Genomic DNA, 19,490 nt, shown 5'->3' on the forward strand with positions numbered 1-19,490 from the left:
GAATGACCAGGAACGCCGGCTCCCTCGGGCGGGGTCAGCGGCGCGGGCGCAGGTCCGTCCAGCAGGCGGCGACGTAGGCCAGGCAGGCCGCCCGGACGTCCGGGCCGAAGCGCACCGACCAGCCGTCCGGCACGGCGGCGAAGGACGGCCAGATGGAGTGCCGGTCCTCGTCGTCGGCCAGGACGAGGAACTCGCCGTCCGGATCGTCGAAGGGGTTCACGAGGTCGGCTCCCGGAGTCGGGCCGCGACGATCGCGCCGATGTCGGCGATCGGTCCCGGCCGGGTCATGTCCTTGTGACCGCAGGCCACGTCGTGCGTCTCGATCGCGCCGCTCACGTGGGGCCGCCAGGCGTCCGCGGCCGGCGTGCCGTCGATCGTGCCGGCGGTGGCGCGGAAGAACAGCATGTCGCCGTCGTACGGGCGGGTGTCGTGGGCGCGTACGAGGCGGTCGGTGCCGAGGTAGAGGTCCTTGAGCTCGGCGAGCGTCCCGGCGGGCAGCCCGGCGAGCGGGCTGGACTCGCGGCGCAGGATCTCCACGACGCGCTCGATCGTGAGCTCGCCGTCCGGCGTGCAGCCGCCCATCGTGAGCAGCGCCTCCAGCGCCTCCGCCGCATCGGACGGAGGCAGGTCGCGCCTGCCCTCGGCCGGGTACGCGTCCAGGACGGCCAGCAGCGCCACCTCCTGCCCCGCCAGCCGGAGTTGCACGGCCATCTCCTGGGCGATGACACCGCCCGTGGACCAGCCGAGCAGATGGTATGGCCCGCGCGGCCGCACCATCCTGAGCTGGGCCACGTAACCGGCCGCCAGCTTGCGCAGCGAGGCCGGGGGCCGGTCGCGGCGCGCCTGGAGCCCGTAGACCGGGCGGTCGGGCAGGTGCCGGATCAGGCCGCCGTAGCACCAGCTCAGCCCGCCCGCCGGATGCACGCAGAACAGCGGTTCCCGCGATCCCGGCTCGCGCAGCGGCAGCAGCACCTTGAGCGGGTCCCTGCGGGCGCCGCCGTCGAGGAGCGCGGCCAGCCCGGCGGCGGTCGGCGCCTCGAACAGCGCGCCGACCGGCACCTCGGCCCCGAAGACCTCCTTGACCCGGGCGACCAGCCGCACCGCGAGCAGCGAGTGGCCGCCGAGGTCGAAGAAGCCGTCGTCCACGCCCACCCGGCGCACGCCGAGCACGTCGGCGAACAGGGCGCACATGGTCTCCTCACGCGGCCCGTCCGGCAGCCGTCCCTCCCCGAGGGTGGCCGAGAGGGCGGGCAGGGCGGCGCGGTCGAGATGGTCGAGGGTGCCGTCGGGCAGGCGGCGGGCCAGGTCGCCCGAGCGGTACATGCGCGTCCCGGGCGGGCCGTAGGGGTCGGCGACGAAGCGTTCGGCGGTCAGGCCGGGGCGGCCGAGGTAGCCGCGGGCCAGTCCGTCGCCCGCCACGTACATCTCGCCGGCGACCCCCGGGGGGACCGGCCGCAGGGCGTCGTCCAGCACGTAGACGCGCAGGTCCGGGATGGCGCGGCCGATGGGGCCGCCGTGCCGCTCGCCGGCCTCCAGCACCAGGTGGGTGACGTGCACGGCGGCCTCGGTGATGCCGTACGTGTTGACCAGGTCGGGCCCGTGCGGGCGGCGGGCCCGCCAGTCCTCCAGGCGGGCGGGTTCGAGCGCCTCCCCGCCGAAGATCACGTGGCGGAGTGCCAGCTCGCGGCCGTCGTCGGCGGCGGCGAGCCGGTAGAACGCCGACGGGGTCTGGTTGAGCACGGTGACGCGCTCGCGGACCAGCAGGGCGAGCAGGTCCGCCGGGGAGCGGCTCACCTCGTGGGGGACGACGACCAGGCGGCCGCCGTACAGCAGCGCGCCCCACAGCTCCCACACCGAGACGTCGAAGGCGCAGGAGTGGCACAGCGTCCACACGTCGTCCGGGCCGAAGCCGAAAAGTCGGTCGGTGGCCGACAGGAGCCGGACCACGTTGTGGTGGGTGACGAGCACGCCCTCGGGCCGGCCGGTGGCGCCGGAGGTGTAGATGACGTACGCGGCGTCGTCCGGCCGCAGGTCGCGCTCCGGGTCGTGGTCGAGCCAGTCGTCCAGGTCCGCCAGCCGGCCCTCGTCCACCACGTACACCGGACCGGCGTCGGCGACCATGCGGTCCACGCGGCCGGCCGGGTACGACGGGTCCAGCGGCAGGCACGCGGCGCCGGTCTTGAGCACCGCCAGCAGCGCGACCACCAGGTCCGGCGAGCGGGGCAGCGACAGGGCGACGACGGCGCCGGGGCGGGCCCCGTACGCGATGAGCTTGTGGGCCAGCCGGTTGGCGCGGGCGTTCAGCCCGGCGTAGGTGAGGGCGCCGACGGCGGTCGCGCCGGGGGTGCGGCGGGCCTGCGCCTCGAACAGGCCGGGCAGCGTCGCGCCCGGCTCGACGACGTGCCCTCCGAGCTGAGCGCCGGCCGGTCCGGTCGTCATGTCGCCGGGCCGGTCCCCCAGGAGCGTGCGGCGTTCGGCGGCGTCCAGGAGGTCGAGCCGACCGATCGGCGCGGACGGGTCGGCGAGCGCCTGCTCCAGCAGGCGGACCAGCCGTCCGGCGAGCGCGCGGGCACTGGCCCGCTCGAACAGGTCCTTGCTGTACTCGAGGAACCCCGAGCCGGTGGCGTCGAGGTTCAGCGTGAGGTCGACCTTGGCGGTCCCCGTGTGCACGACCCGCACCCCGGCGGTCGCGGGGGCGTCCGGGTGGACGAGCATCACCTGGAACAGCGGGTGCCGGTTGCGGGCCCGGGGCGGGTTGAGCGCCTCGACGAGCCGCTCGAACGGCAGCTCCGCGTGCTCGAACGCGGCCAGGTCGGCGGCCTTGACACGTTCGAGCAGCTCGGCGAACGACGGGTCGCCCGACGTGTCGGCCCGCAGCACGAGCGTGTTGCCGAAGAACCCGACGGCGCCGTCCAGCGTGCTCTCGCCGCGGCCCGCGACCGGAGTGCCGATCGGCAGGTCGGTGCCCGCGCCGAGCCGGGTGAGCAGGGCCGCGAGCGCCGCGTGCAGCACCATGAACACGCTCGCGCGGGCGCTGCGGGCCAGCCGCCGCGCGGCCCGCATCAGACCGGGCGGCAGGACGACGGGGACGGTGCCGCCCTCGCCGCTCGGCACGGCCGGGCGGGGCCGGTCGACGGGCAGTTCGAGCCGGTCGGGCAGGCCGGCGAGGGCCGTACGCCAGAACTCCAGCCCGGTGACGGGCAGGTCGCGCCGCCACAGCGTGTAGTCGGCGTACTGGACGGGCAGCGGCTCGTACGCCGGGGCCCTGCCCTCCTTGCGGGCCTCGTAGGCCGTCATGAGGTCCCTGGCCAGCGGGCCCGCCGACCAGGCGTCGCCCGCGATGTGGTGCAGGACGAGCATGAGCACGTGCTCCTCAGGGCCCAGCCGCAGCAGGTGGGCGCGGAACGGCGGCTCGGCGGCCAGGTCGAAGCCGCGCCGGGCGATCGTCCGCATGGCCTGGTCCTCGTCGTCGGGCTGCCAGACGGGGAGCTCGAGGCGTACGTCGTCCAGGATCCGCTGGCGGGGGACGCCGTCGTGCTCGGGGAAGACCGTGCGCAGGATCTCGTGCCTGGCGGCGACGTCGTCGAGGGCGGCCCGGAGCGCGGCGCGGTCGATCTCGCCTCCCAGGCGGAGGGCCAGGGGCAGGTTCCAGGTGGGGGCGGGGCCTTCGACGCGGTACAGGAACCAGAGCCTGGCCTGCGCGGACGACAGCGGCATGGGCTCGGGGCGGCTGCGGGCCAGCAGGGGCGTGCGGGGGACCGTCGTCATGCCCAGCCTGGCGACGAGCCCGGCGGGGGTGGGGGTGTCGAAGATCGTCCTGATGGGCGGGGCCGTGCCGAACGTCTCCCCCACCCGGACCGTCAGCCGCGCGGCCGGCAGGGAGTGACCGCCCAGGTCGAAGAAGGAGTCGTCGGGGCCGACGGCGGGCCGCCCGAGCACCTCGGCGAACAGGGCGCACATGACCTGCTCCGCCTGGTTGGCCGCCGCCCTGCCCGTCCCGGCGCCGTCGGCCTCGGGGGCGGGGAGCGCGGCGCGGTCGAGCTTGCCGTTGGGGGTGCGGGGCAGCGAGTCCATGGCGACGTACGCGGCGGGCGCCATGCCGGCGGGCAGGCGGGCGGCGGCGTGCTCCGCCAGCCGGGCCGCCACGCCCTCCGCCGCTCCCTCCGCCGCGCCCTCCGCACTGGGTACGACGTAGGCGACCAGGCGGTGGCCGTGCGCGGCGACGGCGGCGGCGTTCACGCCGGGGTGCTCTTCGAGCGCGGCCTCGATCTCGGCCGGCTCTACGCGTACGCCGCGTACCTTGACCTGGTCGTCGGCCCGGCCCAGGAGCCGCAGCCGGCCGGGCGCGGCCCAGCGGGCGCGGTCGCCCGTCCGGTACATGCGCGTTCCGCCGGGACCGGCCACGAACCGGTCGGCGGTCAGCTCGGGACGGCCCAGGTAGCCGCGGGCCAGCCCCTCTCCCGCCAGGTACAGCTCCCCGGTGACGCCGGGCGGCGCCGGTTGCAGAGCGTCGTCGAGCACGTGGACGCTCGTGCCCGCCGTGGGGCCCTCCGAGCCGTCGCCGAGCCAGGTGTAGGCGTCGACCGTGGCCTCGGTGGGGCCGTAGTGGTCCACGGCCAGGGTGCGGTCCCGCAGGGTGCGCCACAGCGGCGCCGGCACCGCCTCGCCACCGACCACGGTGATCCGCGGCGGCCTGGCCAGCAGGCCGGGCAGCTCCTTGAGGTGGGACGGGGTCAGGTCGAGGTAGTCGACGGCGTGCTCGCGGACGTAGGACGTCAGAGCCTCGGGGTCGCGGTAGGTGTCGTCGCCGAGCAGGTGCAGCTCGTGGCCGCCGATCATCCACAGCAGCGGGTCCAGGGAGGCGTCGAACGAGAACGACGCCGTGTGCGCGACCCGCAGCCGCTCGCCCGCCGGGAACAGCCGTTCGCGGTGGCCGGCGAGGAGTGCGGCCAGCCCGGCGTGCGTGCCGACCACGCCTTGGGGGCGGCCGGTGGAGCCGGAGGTGTAGATCACGTAGGCGGGGTGTCCCGGCTCGGGCGCGGGGAACACGACGTCCGAAGGCGCGGGGAACACGGCATCTGAAGGCGCGGGGACCACGACGTCCGATGGCGCGGGCGGGTCCCAGGCGGTGGTGAGCACGATGGACGGGGCGGCGTCGGCCAGCATGAGCTCGCGCCGGCCGGCCGGGTACGACGGGTCGATCGGCAGGAACGCCGCGCCGCTGCGCAGCACCGCGAGCAGGGCGATCACCAGCTCGGCGGAGCGGGGCAGCGTCACGGCGACGATCCGCTCGGGCCCGGCGCCCTGTGCGAGCAGGCTCCGGGCCAGCCGGTCCACCCGCGCGCCCAGCTCGGCGAAGGTCAGCGACGCGCCGTCGCAGGTCAGCGCCGTCGCCTCGGGTGTCGCGCGTACCTGGTCGAGGAAGGCGTCCACGACGGTCCACGCGGTCCGGCCGGGCAGCAGGTCGTCGGCGGGTGGCCGCGCGGCGGGCACGTTGAGGAGGTCGGCCCGGGGAGCGGGCACCTTCAGGCGATCCGGCCGGACCCTGGGCTTCTTCGGACGATCCGGCCGGTCCGGGTCCGCGCCGGCCGAGCGTGGCAGGTTCAGGGCCGTGCGGTCCTCGTCCATCAGCACGGGCAGGCGGCCGAGCGGCGTGTCCGGCCCGTACGCCGCCAGCGTGCCGAGGAAGCCCGCCAGCCGCCGGGTGTGAACGGCCAGCGCCTCCTCCGAGTACCGGGCCGCGTTCCCGTCGAGCTCCAGCGTCAGCCGCTCCCCGTCCAGCAGCAGCGCCACGGCCAGGTCGTCCACCGGCCCGGAGGCCAGGTTGGTGACGGAGGCGACGGCAGCGCCGAACTTCACCTCCGACGCGAACGGCTTGATGTTGAGCATCGGCCCGAACAACGCCCGTCCCCCGAGCCCCAGGTCGCGGCGCAGGTCCTCGATCCGGTAACGGCCGTGCCCGCGCGCCTCGGCGACGCGCCGGGCGGCGTCGCCGACCAGCTCGCCCAGCGTGCGCCAGGGCCGTACGTCGAGCCGCACCGGCAGCACGTTGACCGTCAGGCACGGCACCCGCAGCGTGGCGCCGGAGCGGTTCATCAGCGACAGCCCGATCAGCACGTCCGTGGTGCCGGTGAGCCTTCCCAGGTAGCAGGCCAGCCCGGCGGCGGCCACGTCGGCCCAGGTGGCGTGGGCTTCGCGGGCCAGGCCGTCCCAGTGCCCGGCGGGCGGGAGCGGGGCGCGCCGGCGGACGATCTCGCGGGCCGACATCGCGGGCGTCCCCGCGAGCCCGGCCGGTTCGGGCGCGCCGCCGAGCCGCCCGAGCCAGTACGCCCGGTCGGCCGCGTACTGCTCCGAGACCCGGTACGCGGCCTCCTCCGCCGGCACCGACGCCATCGACCCGAACGGCCCCGCGCCGGGCGTCAGCCCGTCGGCCAGGGCCGTGTAGATCTCCGCCATCCGCCCGACCAGCATCGACAGGGCGTAGGCGTCGATGAGGATGTGGTGGGCCCGCAGGTACCAGACGGCGTGGTCGTCGGTCAGCCGCAGCAGCGCGTGCCGGGTCAGGCGGCCGGTGACCAGGTCCACCGGGGTGCGCAGGTCGGCCCGCATCCACTCCTGCGCCGCGGCCTCGGGGTCGGCCGCGCCGCGCAGGTCGAGCACGGTCAGGCAGCCGCGCAGCGAGTCGTACTCGTTGAGGTACTGGGCGGGGCCCTCGGTGAAGCGCAGCCGTAGCGGGTCGGCCTCGGCCAGGCAGCGCTCCAGCGCCCGCTCGAACACGCCGGGGTTCAGCGGGCCCCGGATGTCGACGCGGTCGGCGGTGTTGTAGACGGGGTTGCCGGGGTCCAGGCGCTGGGCGTACCAGATCCCGGCCTGCGCCCCGGTCAGGGGCGTCGTCGTGGTCACGGTGGGCGGCATGGTCATCGGCGGATTTCGAGGAGACCCCGGACGTCGGTCCTGGGCAGGGATAGGGGGCGCGGGAAGGTCGCGGAGGATCGGTCGGAGGTCAGGCGAGCGGCTCCGCCCATGCCGCGATCGTCGGCCTCTCCACGAGGTCGTCGTGCGGCCCGAGCTCGTCCGGCTCGACGAACAGCCGCTCGGCGACCTTGCACCGATTCCGCGCGGTCATGACCCGCCGGCGGATTCGCCTCGGTCGTCAGCAGATGCATGAAGATCCAATCTGGTCAGGCGCGCAGGGTCGCGCCACCGTCCACGAGGAGGTCGTGCATGGTGATGTGCCTGGCCGTCTCCGAGCAGAGGAACAGGACCGCGTCCGCGATGTCGTCCGGGTCGGCCACGCGCCCGAGCGGGATGCCGACGCGGAACGAGCCGGGGTCGCCGGCGAGGGTGGCGTAGAGCGCCTCGTCGAGGTAGGTGCCCGCCACCTCGCCGCCCGGCCCGGCCCTGAGGTCGGCGGCGGCCACCTTGGCTCCCGCCTCGGTCAGGGCGGCGCACACGGCCGCCCCGATCCCCCGGGCCGCGCCGGTCACCAAGGCGGTCCTGCCCTCGATCCCGTCCATTGCGGCAAGTCCTCCCCGAATGATTAAGTTAGGTAAGCCTTGCCTAATTTGATCGGAAAGTTCGCATCTGTCAAGGGAGAGTTTCAATGCCCTCACCCGGCCCTCACACGGCCCTCACACGCGAAAGCCGGGCGGCGGTCGCCGCCCGGCCGGACCGTCGCAGGAGGTCAGAGCAGCTCGACGTACCCCTCGGCGCCGTTGACGCGGATGCGGCGGCCGTCCTCGATCCTGCGGGTGGCGTCCTGCACGCCGACGACCGCCGGGAGCCCGTATTCCCTGGCCACCACCGCGCCGTGCGTCATCACGCCGCCGACCTCCATCACCACACCCTTGACCGACACGAACAGCGGCGACCAGCTCGGGTCGGTGAAGACGGTGACGAGGATGTCACCCTCCTCGACGACGGCGTCCCGCATGCTGTGCACGATCCTGGCGCGGCCCTCGACGACGCCCGACGACACGGCGATCCCGGCCAGCGCCCCCTCCGGCAGGGCGCCGGTGTCGTACTCGCCGGAGATCACCTCCCCTTCCGAGGTGATCACGCGCGGCGGCGTGAGCTTGCCGTACTCCTCGAACGCCGCCCGCCGCTCCTCGATCAGGTCGTGGTCGGCGCGGCCGGTCCGCACGACCAGCCGGAACTCCTCCAGCGACAGGAAGTAGACGTCCTGCGGCTCCTTGATCACCCCTTCGTCTGCCAGCCGGTCCGCCTCGGCGAGCAGGGCGCGCTTGTACAACTCATACCGCTGCAGCAGGGCGTGCTTGGAGTACTCGCGGTAGCCGATGAAGTGACGGACCAGGCTCATCTGGCGGGCCGCCTTGCGCGCCTTGCGAGCGCCACTGGGCCGGGCCTTGAGACGGGCCAGCAGGTCGGCCATCGTGCGCTCGGCCTCCGCGCGGCCCCGTTCGGCCTTGCGGGCGCGCTCCCCGGGCTCGAGGTTCCTGACGTTGCTGAGCAGAAGCGGGACGAGCAGCGTGGGGTCCTCGCTCCACCGCGTCCTGGTGATGTCGATGTCGCCCGAGCAGTGCATGCCGTACTCGCTCAGGTAGCCCTCGAGGGCGCGCCGGGCCGGCGCGCCGCCCTCCAAGGCGTCGAGGCCGGGCAGCAGCGTGTCGCGGCCGGCCGTCTCGAGATGCCGGATCACCTCCGGGTACGGCCGGATCACGTCCGCCACGTCCAGCAGGTCCAGGCCCATCGCGGCCACCACGTTGTGGTCGGCGGACTGGGCGATGGCGTCGGCGGCGTTGTCGACGCCGAGCCACGCCTTCATGTGCTTGTTGACCCAGTTCACCGACTGGATGCCGACGAAGGCCGCCGCCACGCTGCGCGGGTCGAAGGTGAGCGCGGCCAGCACGTCGTGGTCGGCCAGGATGTAGCGGAACAGCTCGTCGCCCGACTTGCCGTCGATCCCCCGCCGCAGCCGCTCGACCGTCGCCTCGTTCTGCGCGATGAGCTGGGGCACGACGTCCGGGTCGTCGTGCCTGGACAGGCTCAGGTACTGGCGGACCATGGGCAGCACCCCGCCCTCGCCGAAGTCCAGGATCGAGGTCTTGCCGCGGGCCAGGCCGCGGACGAAGTCCTTGCGGCCGAGCACCGTGCGCAGGGCGTTGGCCATGAGCACGTCCACCTGCCCGAGGCTCTTGAGCGTGACCGCGCGGGCCACCGGTGAGGACAGCTCGTGCGACATGTCCTTGTAGAAGCGGCCCGCGGTCACCGTCCCCGCCGAGCGGCCGAGCCGGTCGTGCAGCAGGGCGAAGAACGACAGGCCGAGCGGCATGAAGGCGTCGGTCATCATCTGGCGGTGGCCGTAGGACATGTAGACGTGGTTCTTGCCGTCGGAGGACTCCGGCACCGGGTAGAGCGTGGTGATCGGGCGGCTCTGCAGCACCTGGAACTCGCCGTCGACCAGGCCCCACTCGATGTCCTGGGGCCGGCCGAAGTGGCGCTCGATGCGGCGGCCGAGGCTCGCCAGGCTCAGGATCCGCTCGTCGGTGAGCGTCTGGACGTGCTGCCGGGCGGGCTCGATGTCGTGCTCCTCGGTGCCGCCGCCGGGCGCGGCGCGCAGCTCCTTGGTCTGGGTGACGACGTTCCTGGCGATGACGCGGCCGGACCGGACGCGGTAGTTGTCGGCGTTGACCAGCCCGGAGACGAACGCCTCCCCCAGCCCGAACCCCGCGTCGATCGAGACCACGTTCCGGTTGCAGGTGATGGGGTCGGCGGTGAACATGATGCCCGCCGCCTCGGGGAAGACCATCCGCTGGACGACCACGGAGACGCGGACGGCCCGGTGGGCGAAGCCGCCGCGGATGCGGTAGGCCACCGCCCGGTCGGTGAACAGCGACGCCCAGCACCGCCGCACGCCCTCCAGCACCGCCGCCGCGCCCCGGACGTTCAGGTACGTGTCCTGCTGCCCGGCGAACGAGCTGGACGGCAGGTCCTCGGCGGTGGCGCTGGAGCGGACCGCGCACGGCCCGTCGCCGAGCTCGGCGAGGTGGCGCAGGAGCTCGCCCTCGACGTCGGCCGGGACGGGCAGGGTCTCGATCGCCGTCCGCAGGCGGGCGCACGCCTCGGCGATCCCGGCACGATCGTCGGCCCGCAGCCCCGACAGGCCGTCGATCAGCGCGGCGATCCCCTCGTCCCCCTCGACGACCGCCCGGTACGCCTCCGTCGTGACGCAGAAGCCGGGCGGCACGCGCACGCCCTCGACCGAGGACAGCTCGCCGAGGTTGGCCCCCTTGCCGCCGACCAGCGCGAGCCGGGTCTTGTCGATGTCGTGGAAGCCGAGCACGTATGCACCCATGGCGGGATTCCCATCTCCCAGAACTAATTAAATACAGACCAGCACTGTATCTCAATGCGCGAGCCCTTCCACCGGGGGGATGGGGTGAACAGGGACCGATCGCGTGAGGTCCGGGTGTCATGCCGCGGCCCACCCGCCCGGCGAGCCGGGGGCGGGTGGGCCGGGGGCGGGGTTACTGCTGGCCGGGGCGGCGGGCCGGGGCCGGGGCCGGGCGGGCGCTGCCGTCGGTGAAGCGCGACGGGCGGAACGGGGCGAGCAGGGACGACTCCTCACCGAACAGCTCGCCCCCCACCTCCTCCAGCAGCAGCGGCGCCAGCGTGACCCCGCTGTGCGTGGCCACCGTGTACACCCGCCGATCCGCGTCCGAGAACCCCGCCACCGTCAGGCCGTCGCCGGGCATCGCCCGCTGCCCCACGACCGCCCGCTCCACCGTGGCGCCCTCCGTGCCGCGCAGCACGCCGGGCAGCAGGGTCATGATCTCCGTGAGGACCTCCTCCGGCACCGGGCGCGCCGGGTCGGCCAGGCCGTCCAGGCCCAGGGACTGCAGCAGCAGCCGCCCGCCCCCGTCCGGGCGCAGGTTGAGCGCGGCCGTGGTGAGCACCCGCGACAACCGGGCCGGCACCGGGCTCGTGGTGACCAGGAAACCGTTGGTGACCGTGCCGGACACGGCCGGGTCCAGCATCGGCACCGTCGCCCCGGCCAGGGCCGCGACCTGCTCCGTCCAGCGCCCGGCACAGGTGACCACCACGTCCCCGGCGAACGTGCGCCCATCGGCCAGCGTCACCTTCGCGCCCGACGCCGACGCCTCGATCGCGGTGACCTCGGCCCCGCACTCCAGCGTGGCCCCGCCGTCGCGGGCCTCGCCGAGCAGGCGGCCGAGCAGGCGCAGCGGCTGGACGTACGCCTCGGTGGGGAAGAACACGTGCTCGGCGCCGGGAGGCGGCGGCACCAGGTCGGGCTCCAGGGCCAGGGCGCGCCGCGCGGTGATCCGCTCGACCGGGTAGCCCATGCCGAGCAGCCGTTCGACGCGGGCCTCGAGCAGCTCCCTGTGCTCGGCCGTGACCGCGCACTCGAGGTTGCCGGTGGGGAAGAACCAGTCGCCGGGGAGCTGATGGTGCGCCCAGACGGCGGCGTGGTTGAGGTCGAAGTACTCCTTCGGGGTCTTGTTGTTGGCGTTGATCCACGCGACCGAGGTGGAGCTCGTACCGGCCCCCGGCGTACGCGCCTCCAGGATCGTGACCTGCGCGCCGCGCCGGGTGAGCCCGGCCGCTACCGCGGATCCCACCACCCCCGCACCGATGACGACGACTCGCACGCTGGCTCCTCTCACTTGTGGTCCTGATCGGCGCCGAACAGCTTGGCCACGCCGACGAAACGTTCGATGACGACGACCGCCACCACGGCGAACAGCACCATCAGGGTGCCGATGGCGGTGACCGTGGGGTCGTAGTCGTACTGCATGTAGTTGAAGATCCGTACGGGCAGCGTCTGCAGGTCGGTCGTGACCACGAACAGCGCCACCGTCAGGTCGTCGAAGGAGGTGATGAACGCGAAGAACGCGCCCCCGATCAGCGCCCCGCGCACGGCCGGCAGCGTGACGTGCCAGAACACCATGAACGGCGCGGCGCCCAGCCCGGCCGCGGCCTTCTCCGCCGCCCGGTCCAGGCCCGCCAGCCCGGCCAGCACCAGCCGCACCGCGTACGGGACGGTCAGCACCAGATGGGCCAGCAGCAGCGTGAACGGGCTCGAAGCCAGCCCCATCTGCGCGAACCACTGCAGCAGCCCGATGCCGAGCACGATCGTGGGCACCGCGAACGCGCTGGACAGCACCGCCTCCAGCGCGCCCCGGCCGGGGAAGCGGTAGCGGTGGATGGCCAGCCCGCCGGCCAGCCCCACCACCGCCGAGATCGCCGCCGCCGCCAGCGCCACCAGGGCGCTCAGCGCGAACGACGACAGGAACTCCGGCTTCTGGAACACCTCGGCGTACCAGCGCAGCGTGATGCCCTGCGGCGGGAACGTCACATAGGAGGTCGTGGTGAGCGAGGAGGCCACCGTGACCGCGACGGGCGCGATCAGGAACAACCCCACCAGGACCGCGAACGCGCCGCCGAGCAGGCGGGTCAGGCGGCTCATCCGAACACCACATCCCCGTTGCCGCGGCGCAGCAGCCGCGCGTAGCCGAGCAGCAGCCCGGTCGTCACGACCACGAGCACGAAACCGATCGCCGCCGCGTACGGCCAGTCGAGCGTGGTCGTCGCCTGCGTGTAGACGAAGTACGGCATGAGCTTCACCTTCGGGCCGCCGAGGATCGCCGGGGTGACGAAGCTGGAGGCGGTCAGGCTGAACACGATCATCGCCCCGGCGAGCATGCCGGGCGCCGACAGCGGCAGCGTGATCCGCCAGAAGCAGGTCCACCCCGGCGCGCCCAGCCCCTTGGCGGCCGGCACGAGCGTCGGGTCGATGCGGTCCAGGCTGCCCATGAGCGGCAGCACCATGTACGCCAGCATGACGTGCACCATGCCGATGAGCACGGCCGTGTCGTTGTAGAGGAGTTGCGGCGCGGTGAGCCCGAACGCCTCGAAGACCGCCGCCACGGGACCGTTCGGCCCCAGCACCACCAGCCACCCGTACGCGCGGATGACCATGCTGATCAGCAGCGGCGACAGCAGGAGCAGCGCCAGCCAGTTGCGCACCCGGGCCGAACGACCCCGCATGTACAGGGCGAAGGGATAGCCGACGAGCAGGCAGCCGATCGTCGTCATGCCGGCGACCTTGAGCGTGTTCCACAGGACGTCCCGGTAGAACGGGTCACCGAGGAAACGGGCGTAGTTGTCCAGCGTGAAGGCGCCGGTCTGCGTCCTGAAACTGTTGGCCACCAGCGTGAACAGCGGCGCCAGGAACAGCAGCGCGAAGATCGCGATCGCGGGCAGCGCGAGCAACAGGCCCGTGCGCCGGCGGGGGCGGCTCGCCCCGCCGCTCACCTGGCCGCCAGCGAGGCGTCCGACGGCCGCCATGAGCAGGTCACCTCCTCCCCCACCCCGGGCACCCGCGCGTCGAACGGCAGCGCCGCCGTCACCGTGCCCGCCGCGGTGGCGACCACGCAGCGGATGCGCGAGCCGAGGAAACGGGTGTCGCGCACGGTCCCGCGCAGCCCGTCGCCGTCCCCCGTGCCGGTCTGCCCGGCCGTGCCGGGCTGTTCGACCGAGCCGGCCCGTTCGACCGTGCCGATCCGTTCAACCGTGCCGATCCGTACGACCTCGGGCCGCACGTACAGCCGCACGGCCGCGCCGTCGGCCGGTGGATCCCCGGCCGGGGTGGCGGCCACCGTCGCGCCCGCCACCGTGCAGGCGTGCCCGCCGGCCACCGGCCCCGCGGCGACGCCGTCGAGCGCGTTGACCTCGCCGATGAACTGGGCCACGAAGTCCGTCGCCGGGCGCAGGTAGATCTCCCGCGGCCGGCCGAGCTGATGGATGACGCCGTCGGCCATGACCGCGATCCGGTCGGAGACCGCCAGGGCCTCCTCCTGGTCGTGGGTGACGAGGATCGTGGTGGTGCCGATCCGGCGCTGCAGGGCGGAGACCTCGTCGCGCAGCCGTACCCGGAGCTGAGCGTCGAGGTTGGAGAACGGCTCGTCGAGCAGCAGCAGATCCGGCTCGATCACCAGGGCCCTGGCCAGCGCGGCGCGCTGCTGCTGGCCGCCGGAGAGCTGACGCGGGTGCCGCTCGGACATGCCGTCCAGGCCCACCATCTCCAGCACCTCGGCCACCCGCTTGCTGCGACGGGAGGCCGCGACCTTGCGCATGCGCAGGCCGAACGCCACGTTGTCGGCGATCGACATGTGCGGGAACAGGGCGTACGACTGGAAGACCATGCCCATGGAACGGCGGTGCGGCGGCACGGCGGTGATGTCACGGCCGTCCACCTCGATCAGGCCGCCGTCGGCGGTCAGGTGCCCGGCGACCATGTTCAGCGTCGTGGTCTTGCCACAGCCCGAAGGCCCCAGCAGGGTGAGGAACTCGCCCGGCTCGGTCTCCAGGTCCACGGCGGAGACCACCTCCTTGCCGCCCAGCACCTTGCGCACGCCGTCCAGGCGCAGCCGCCCGCGCCGCACCGCGGTCTCGGCCGGCGCCTCGGTAGTGGTGCTCGTCACTGCTCGACCTCCTTCGTCCATCGATCGGTCCAGGCGGCTCGGTTGCCGTTGACGTCCTTCCAGTCCAGCGGCGTCATCCCGGCCGCCTGCGCCGGGCCGACCACCCGCTTGGCGAGCGCCGCGTCGAGCGTGGCGTCGGAGACGGTGGGCCCGTCGTAGCCCTCGGCGGCCAGCCTGCGCTGAATGGCCGGCTCCAGCAGGGCGTTGACGAACTTCTGCGCCAGCTCCGCGTGCGGCGCCTTGGCGACGACGTTCGCGGTGGCCAGCAGCGGGATCGCCCCGTCCTCCGGGTACGCGAACGTGATCGGGAAGTCCTTGTCGGCCAGCGTCTCCACCCGGGACCCGCCCCACACCGACGCGACCGCCTGCCCCTGCAGGAAGTAGTTCGACACGTCGGCCGTGGTGTCGAAGGTGAAGGCGTTGGCCGCCACCTTCTTGATGCCGGCGAAGCCCGACTCCACCGACCCGTCACCCTCACGGGCGGCCAGCATGAGCGCGCCCACGCCGTACGTGTTGCTGATCGACGGCAGCACGACCTTGCCCTTGAGCTTCGGATCGGCCAGATCGGACAGCCTCTTGGGGGCGGGCAGGCCGTTCTTGGCGTACCACTCGCTGTTGTAGGCCAGCCCGGTCGCCGTCAGCGCGAACCCGACGCCGACGTCCCCGGGCAGCCGGGCCACCTTCTCCACCTTGCCCAGGCGGGTGACGGCGGCCGGATCGAGCTTGGCCAGCAGCCCGGCCTGCACGGCCTGGGCCTGCGGGCCGTCGTCGATGAGCGCCACGTCGATCTGCGGGGCGGCCTGCTGGGCCTTCAGCTTGGCGACGGTGTCGGTCGAGCTGCCGGCGATGTAGGTCACCTCGCACCCGCACGTCTTCTCGAACTCGGGCAGCACGGCCTGCTCGAAGGCCTCCTGGTAGGAGCCCCCGTACCCCGCCACCACGAGCTTGCCCGCCGAGGCGGCCGGGCTGGGCGGGGCGCAGGCCGTCAGGCCGATGAGGGCCAGCGCCGCGGCGAGCAGCCTTGTCATGAGGTCTCGATCTCCTTGTTCCAGCGGTCCGTCCAGGCGGAACGGTTCTTGTTGATCACGGCCCAGTCGAGCTTGCGCAGGTCCCCGGCCCGGTCCTGGCCGACCACCAGCTTCGCGAGCGCCGGGTCGAGGGTGACGCCCTTGACCGTCGGGCCGTTGAAGTTCGACTCGGCCATGGCCTTCTGGGCGGCCGGCTCCAGCAGCGTGTTCACGAACTTCTGCGCCACGTCCGCGTGCGGCGCCTTGTTCACCACGTTCACGGTGGCGACCAGCGGCAGCGCGCCCTCCTCGGGATAGACGAACTCGATCGGGAAGCCCTTCTTGGCCAGCATCTGGACCCGCGAGTTGCCCCACACCGAGGCCACGGCCTGGCCCTGCAGGAAGTAGTTGGACACGTCGGCCGTGGTGTCGAACGTGACGGCGTTGGCCGCCACCTTCTTCACACCCGCGAAGCCGGGGTCGATCCGCTGCTCGGAGCCGCCGCCGACCTTCGCCGCGATGAGCAGGGCGCCCAGCCCGTACGTCTGGGTGATCGACGGCATCACCAGCTTGCCCTTGAGCTTGGCGTTCTCCAGGTCCGCCAGCGTCTTGGGAGCGGGCAGCCCGTTCTTGGCGTAGTAGTCGGTGTTGTAGGCGATGCCGGTCGCGTTGAGCGAGAAGCCGACGCCCACGTCGTCGGGCAGGCGGGCGATGTCGATGACGTTCGCGAGGTTCGTGACCGCCTTCGGGTCCAGCTTGGCCAGCAGCCCCGCCTGGACGGCCTGGTTCTGCACGCCGTCGTCGATGAGCGCGACGTCGATCTGCGGGGCGGCCTGCTGGGCCTTCAGCTTGGCGACGGTGTCGGTGGAGCTGCCGGCGATGTAGGTCACCTTGCACGAGCAGGTCTTCTCGAAGCCGGGGATGACCGACTGCTTGAACGCCTCCTCGTAGGAGCCGCCGTACCCGGCGATGACCAGCGTGTCGGGGGCCGCCGACGGGGTGGGGGCCCCGCAGGCGGTCAGGGTGAGGGCACCGGCGAGGAGCCCGATGGTCAGCGATCTGGGTGTCATGGCGACCTCCGAAGGGGGCGATTCGGGGCTAGATGGCCGATCCCGCGTGCGGTCACGCCGGTCTCGACCAGGTCGGCGACGATGTCGCCGAAGACGGGGGCGAGCTTGAAGCCGTGCCCGCTGAACGCGGCGGCGAGCACGGTACGGCCCTGCCTGCCGAGCAGGCCGTGGCCGTCGGGGGTGAAGGCGTCGGCGTACGTGGCCACGCGCACCGGGTCGGGCAGCAACCCCGGCAGGGTCGCGGCCACCGCACGGGCGACCTGTTCCACGTACGCGACGGGCGCGCTGCGCGCCAGCGCGTCGGGCGAGCCGATCTCCTGCCACGGGACGTGCAGGTTGACCTTGACGCCCGTGCCGTCCACCGAGGGGAAGCAGGAGTAGGCGGGCTCGCCGACCCGGATGGCGATCGGGCACCGCTCGGGCCCGAACAGCGCCTCGTCCCGGCGCGGGAACCAGGTCGAGATGATGGCCTTGGCGACGACGGGCGCCTGGATGGGCGCCTGCGGCAGCAGGCTCCCGGCCCACGGGCCCGGGGCCAGGACGGCGTGGGTGAAGCGCTGCTCGCCGTCCGCGGTGACGACGGTGACGCCGGTGGCGTCCTCGCGTACCTCGCTGACGGGGGTGTAGCGGTGCACGCGGGCGCCCCGCCGCTCGGCCGCCGCCACGGCGGCGACCACGGCGGGCTCGGGGCGCAGGTAGCCGGCGCCGGGATCGGCGACCATCACCTCGCCCTCGCGCAACGGGTGCTCGGGGACCCGGTCACGGGCGGCCTTGCCGGTCAGGAGCTCGACCGGCAGGTCGTGGACGCGGGCGGTCTCCAGCACCGCCCGGACCTTGGGATGCTCGCGCGGCCCGACCGTGACGCCGCCGACGGGGGCGAACAGCCGGCGACCGGCGGAACGTTCCAGGTCGGTCCACAGGTCGCGGGCCTCGCGGAGCAGGGGCACGTACTCGGGGCCCTCCTTGTACGCGGTGCGGAAGATCCGGGACTCACCGCCGGCCGCGCCACGGTCATGGCCGGGCGCGTAGGCGTCGAAGCCGACGGCGGGGATACCGCGCTCGGCCAGCCGCCACAGGGCCATCGAGCCGACGGCGCCCGTGCCGACGACGGCGACAGAGGTCATGGGGGATCCGCTCCTTCAAGGCATGGCGGGATCACCGCGCGGCGGAGACCCGGTCCGCGCGGGGATGAGAGAAGGGTTCAGCTGTGGTCGGAGGAGCCGCTCAGGTCGGTCTCCACGTAGAAGCGCTCGGAGCCGGGTGGGACGATCATTTCGAGGATTTCCGCGATCTCGCCGCGGCGGGTCCAGGTCTCCCGGCGCCAGCGGAAGACCGGCGTGCCCGCGGGCAGGCCGAACAGCTCCGCCTCGGCGCCGTCCAGGGTGTACGGCTCCACGTAGAGCCTGGCCCGTACCAGCTCGACTCCGCGGTCGCGCAGGTAGGCATGGGTGGTGAGGGGTTCTAACGGCTGGTCGAGCAGGTCGGGTACGAGCCGGAAGGGCAGCACGTGGAGTTCGGTGTTCAGGACGTGGCCGTCGTGGCCGAGTTTGTGGCGCTCCATCTCGATGACCGCCTCCTCGTCCGGCACGCCGGGCAGGCGCAGCCGCGCCGCCTGGGCGGGCAGCACCTGGGCGGAGACGACCCGGTGGTCCCCGTGCGTCTCCGGCCCCTGGATCAGCAGACCGGTGAAGCGGAGCAGGTTGTGCTGGCCGACGGCCTGGGCGACGAAGCTGCCGCGTTTGCGGAAGCGGACGATGAGACCGGCGTCGGCGAGGTCGCGCAGGGCCCGCTGCACGGTGATGCGCGAGACCTCGAACTCCTCGCAGAGCTCGACCTCGGTGGGGATCCGGGTTCCAGGGCCCCACTGGCCGCTGCGGATACGTGCCTCCAGCGCTCTGCGGATCTGCACATGAAGCAAGAGGTCACGTTCTGACATGCCAAAATACTGGTTGTGGCATTAAGTTATGTCAATAGGCGATTACACATAACTTATCCGTCTTCCTCATGTGAGAGCCTCCGCTCAGCGGACCGCGGCGCTCTCCCAGACCCAGGGCAGCAGCACTCGCTCGGCCAGCACCAGCGCGTGGAACAGCGCGATGCTCATGACGCCGAGCAGCGCGATCGCGGCTTGGTAGAGTCGGTGCGTGCTGCTGGAGGGCAAGGTGGCGGTCGTCACGGGGGCTGGTCCCGGGCTGGGGCGGACGCTGGCGGCGCTGCTGAGCGAGGAGGGCGCCGAGGTCGTCGTGGCCGCCCGCACCGCCGCCGTCATCGACAGGATCGCCGCCGAGGTGCCGGGGGTGGTGCCCGTCCCCGCCGACGTGACCAGGATCGACGACGTGCGCCGGCTCGCCGGCACCGTGATCGAACGGTTCGGCCGGGTGGACGTGCTGGTCAACGCCGCCTTCCCCGGGTCGCACCGCCGGAACGTGCTCGACATGTCCGCCGGCGACCTGGAGGGCTGGCGCAAGGCCGTCGAGACGGGCGGCTACGGCACGCTGCTGGCCTGCCGGTTCATCGCGCCGCACATGGTGGCCCGGCGTTCCGGCTCGATCGTCAACCTCACGTCCATGTCGTCCCGCACGGGCTACGCGGGCCGCAGCGACTACGCCGCCGGCAAGGCCGCCGCGCACCTGCTGTCGCACTGCCTGGCCGACGAGCTCGGGCCGTACGGCGTGCGGGTGAACTGCGTCGCGCCCGGCTGGATCGCCAGTGAGGTGCTGGAGGAGTGGATGCGCGCCCGGGCCGCGGCGGAGGGCGTGACGTTCGAGGACGTGCTCGCCCGCGACCTGTCCGCGATGGCGCTGCGCCGCATCGCCACCGAGGAGGACGTCGCCCGCGCCGTCATCTACCTCGCCTCCGACCACGCCAAGGCCGTCACCGGCGCCACCGTCGACGTCAACGGTGGCCAGCTCTTCACCTGAGCCGCCGCCCGCCGGCGCGGGGAGCGG

General features: G+C 73.4%; 14 protein-coding genes and 2 pseudogenes. 1 reads left to right on the top strand and 15 read right to left on the bottom strand.

Features of this window, described 5'->3' with window-relative positions; genetic code table 11:
- Window positions 1–34 precede the first annotated feature (34 nt).
- The 15 genes and pseudogenes from AB0I15_RS60395 to AB0I15_RS60465 all read right to left on the bottom strand — a co-directional run bounded on the left by AB0I15_RS60395 (window position 35) and on the right by AB0I15_RS60465 (window position 18,703).
- Entirely contained in the window at window positions 35–220 is a 186-nt protein-coding gene (locus AB0I15_RS60395; protein WP_358118364.1) for an MbtH family protein, read from the bottom strand.
- A complete protein-coding gene (locus AB0I15_RS60400) occupies window positions 217–6,921 on the bottom strand; it encodes an amino acid adenylation domain-containing protein (protein WP_358118366.1) in 6,705 nt (2,234 codons plus the stop codon). Before AB0I15_RS60400 ends, AB0I15_RS60395 begins: the two co-directional genes overlap by 4 nt.
- Window positions 6,922–7,003: 82 nt before the next feature.
- The gene (locus AB0I15_RS60405) at window positions 7,004–7,126 is read right to left on the bottom strand and encodes a hypothetical protein (RefSeq protein WP_358118367.1); all 123 of its coding nucleotides are present in this window, start codon (window positions 7,124–7,126) and stop codon (window positions 7,004–7,006) included.
- A 55-nt stretch (window positions 7,127–7,181) separates the two neighbouring features.
- Window positions 7,182–7,349 (bottom strand): annotated as a pseudogene (locus tag AB0I15_RS60410) (SDR family oxidoreductase); the annotation flags it as partial.
- A gap of 36 nt (window positions 7,350–7,385) precedes the next feature.
- A pseudogene (locus tag AB0I15_RS60415) lies at window positions 7,386–7,517 on the bottom strand (SDR family NAD(P)-dependent oxidoreductase); the annotation flags it as partial.
- 167 nt (window positions 7,518–7,684) lie between these two features.
- Window positions 7,685–10,315, bottom strand: a complete 2,631-nt coding sequence (gene rph, locus AB0I15_RS60420) for a rifamycin-inactivating phosphotransferase (protein WP_358118369.1) — start codon at window positions 10,313–10,315, stop codon at window positions 7,685–7,687.
- A 172-nt stretch (window positions 10,316–10,487) separates the two neighbouring features.
- On the bottom strand, window positions 10,488–11,630 hold the full coding sequence (locus AB0I15_RS60425) for an FAD-binding oxidoreductase (protein WP_358118371.1): 1,143 nt from the start codon (window positions 11,628–11,630) through the stop codon (window positions 10,488–10,490).
- An 11-nt stretch (window positions 11,631–11,641) separates the two neighbouring features.
- Window positions 11,642–12,448, bottom strand: a complete 807-nt coding sequence (locus AB0I15_RS60430; protein ID WP_358118372.1) for an ABC transporter permease — start codon at window positions 12,446–12,448, stop codon at window positions 11,642–11,644.
- Window positions 12,445–13,329, bottom strand: a complete 885-nt coding sequence (locus tag AB0I15_RS60435) for an ABC transporter permease (RefSeq protein WP_358118374.1) — start codon at window positions 13,327–13,329, stop codon at window positions 12,445–12,447. Before AB0I15_RS60435 ends, AB0I15_RS60430 begins: the two co-directional genes overlap by 4 nt.
- Entirely contained in the window at window positions 13,293–14,465 is a 1,173-nt protein-coding gene (locus AB0I15_RS60440; protein ID WP_358118376.1) for an ABC transporter ATP-binding protein, read from the bottom strand. Before AB0I15_RS60440 ends, AB0I15_RS60435 begins: the two co-directional genes overlap by 37 nt.
- Window positions 14,462–15,493: an ABC transporter substrate-binding protein gene (locus AB0I15_RS60445; protein ID WP_358118377.1), complete on the bottom strand. Its 1,032-nt coding sequence runs from the start codon at window positions 15,491–15,493 to the stop codon at window positions 14,462–14,464. The genes AB0I15_RS60440 and AB0I15_RS60445 overlap by 4 nt, the downstream gene beginning before the upstream one ends.
- Complete coding sequence (locus tag AB0I15_RS60450; protein ID WP_358118379.1) at window positions 15,490–16,542, bottom strand: ABC transporter substrate-binding protein; 1,053 nt, start codon at window positions 16,540–16,542, stop codon at window positions 15,490–15,492. Before AB0I15_RS60450 ends, AB0I15_RS60445 begins: the two co-directional genes overlap by 4 nt.
- Window positions 16,539–17,666 carry an N-methyl-L-tryptophan oxidase gene (solA, locus tag AB0I15_RS60455; RefSeq protein WP_358118381.1) on the bottom strand — a complete coding sequence of 376 codons (1,128 nt, stop codon included), beginning with the start codon at window positions 17,664–17,666 and terminating at the stop codon, window positions 16,539–16,541. The genes AB0I15_RS60450 and solA overlap by 4 nt, the downstream gene beginning before the upstream one ends.
- A gap of 77 nt (window positions 17,667–17,743) precedes the next feature.
- A complete protein-coding gene (locus AB0I15_RS60460; protein WP_358118383.1) occupies window positions 17,744–18,478 on the bottom strand; it encodes a GntR family transcriptional regulator in 735 nt (244 codons plus the stop codon).
- A gap of 84 nt (window positions 18,479–18,562) precedes the next feature.
- Entirely contained in the window at window positions 18,563–18,703 is a 141-nt protein-coding gene (locus tag AB0I15_RS60465; protein WP_358118384.1) for a hypothetical protein, read from the bottom strand.
- On the opposite strand from AB0I15_RS60465, the gene AB0I15_RS60470 reads away from it, so the two are divergent.
- The gene (locus AB0I15_RS60470) at window positions 18,687–19,463 is read left to right on the top strand and encodes an SDR family oxidoreductase (RefSeq protein WP_358118386.1); all 777 of its coding nucleotides are present in this window, start codon (window positions 18,687–18,689) and stop codon (window positions 19,461–19,463) included. The two genes, AB0I15_RS60465 and AB0I15_RS60470, sit on opposite strands and share 17 nt — an antisense overlap.
- The last annotated feature ends 27 nt before the right edge of the window (window positions 19,464–19,490 follow it).

The sequence above is a fragment of the Nonomuraea sp. NPDC050643 genome, assembly GCF_040654715.1.
Taxonomy (GTDB): Bacteria; Actinomycetota; Actinomycetes; order Streptosporangiales; family Streptosporangiaceae; genus Nonomuraea.

What these genes read in the sequence shown, in the direction of transcription:
- AB0I15_RS60400 (WP_358118366.1), bottom strand. Translation starts at nt 6,921, where the DNA reads ATGACCATGCCGCCCACCGTGACCACGACGACGCCCCTGACCGGGGCG.
- AB0I15_RS60405 (WP_358118367.1), bottom strand. Translation starts at nt 7,126, where the DNA reads ATGACCGCGCGGAATCGGTGCAAGGTCGCCGAGCGGCTGTTCGTCGAG.
- rph (WP_358118369.1), bottom strand. Translation starts at nt 10,315, where the DNA reads ATGGGTGCATACGTGCTCGGCTTCCACGACATCGACAAGACCCGGCTC.
- AB0I15_RS60430 (WP_358118372.1), bottom strand. Translation starts at nt 12,448, where the DNA reads ATGAGCCGCCTGACCCGCCTGCTCGGCGGCGCGTTCGCGGTCCTGGTG.
- AB0I15_RS60435 (WP_358118374.1), bottom strand. Translation starts at nt 13,329, where the DNA reads ATGGCGGCCGTCGGACGCCTCGCTGGCGGCCAGGTGAGCGGCGGGGCG.
- AB0I15_RS60445 (WP_358118377.1), bottom strand. Translation starts at nt 15,493, where the DNA reads ATGACAAGGCTGCTCGCCGCGGCGCTGGCCCTCATCGGCCTGACGGCC.
- AB0I15_RS60450 (WP_358118379.1), bottom strand. Translation starts at nt 16,542, where the DNA reads ATGACACCCAGATCGCTGACCATCGGGCTCCTCGCCGGTGCCCTCACC.
- solA (WP_358118381.1), bottom strand. Translation starts at nt 17,666, where the DNA reads ATGACCTCTGTCGCCGTCGTCGGCACGGGCGCCGTCGGCTCGATGGCC.
- AB0I15_RS60460 (WP_358118383.1), bottom strand. Translation starts at nt 18,478, where the DNA reads ATGTCAGAACGTGACCTCTTGCTTCATGTGCAGATCCGCAGAGCGCTG.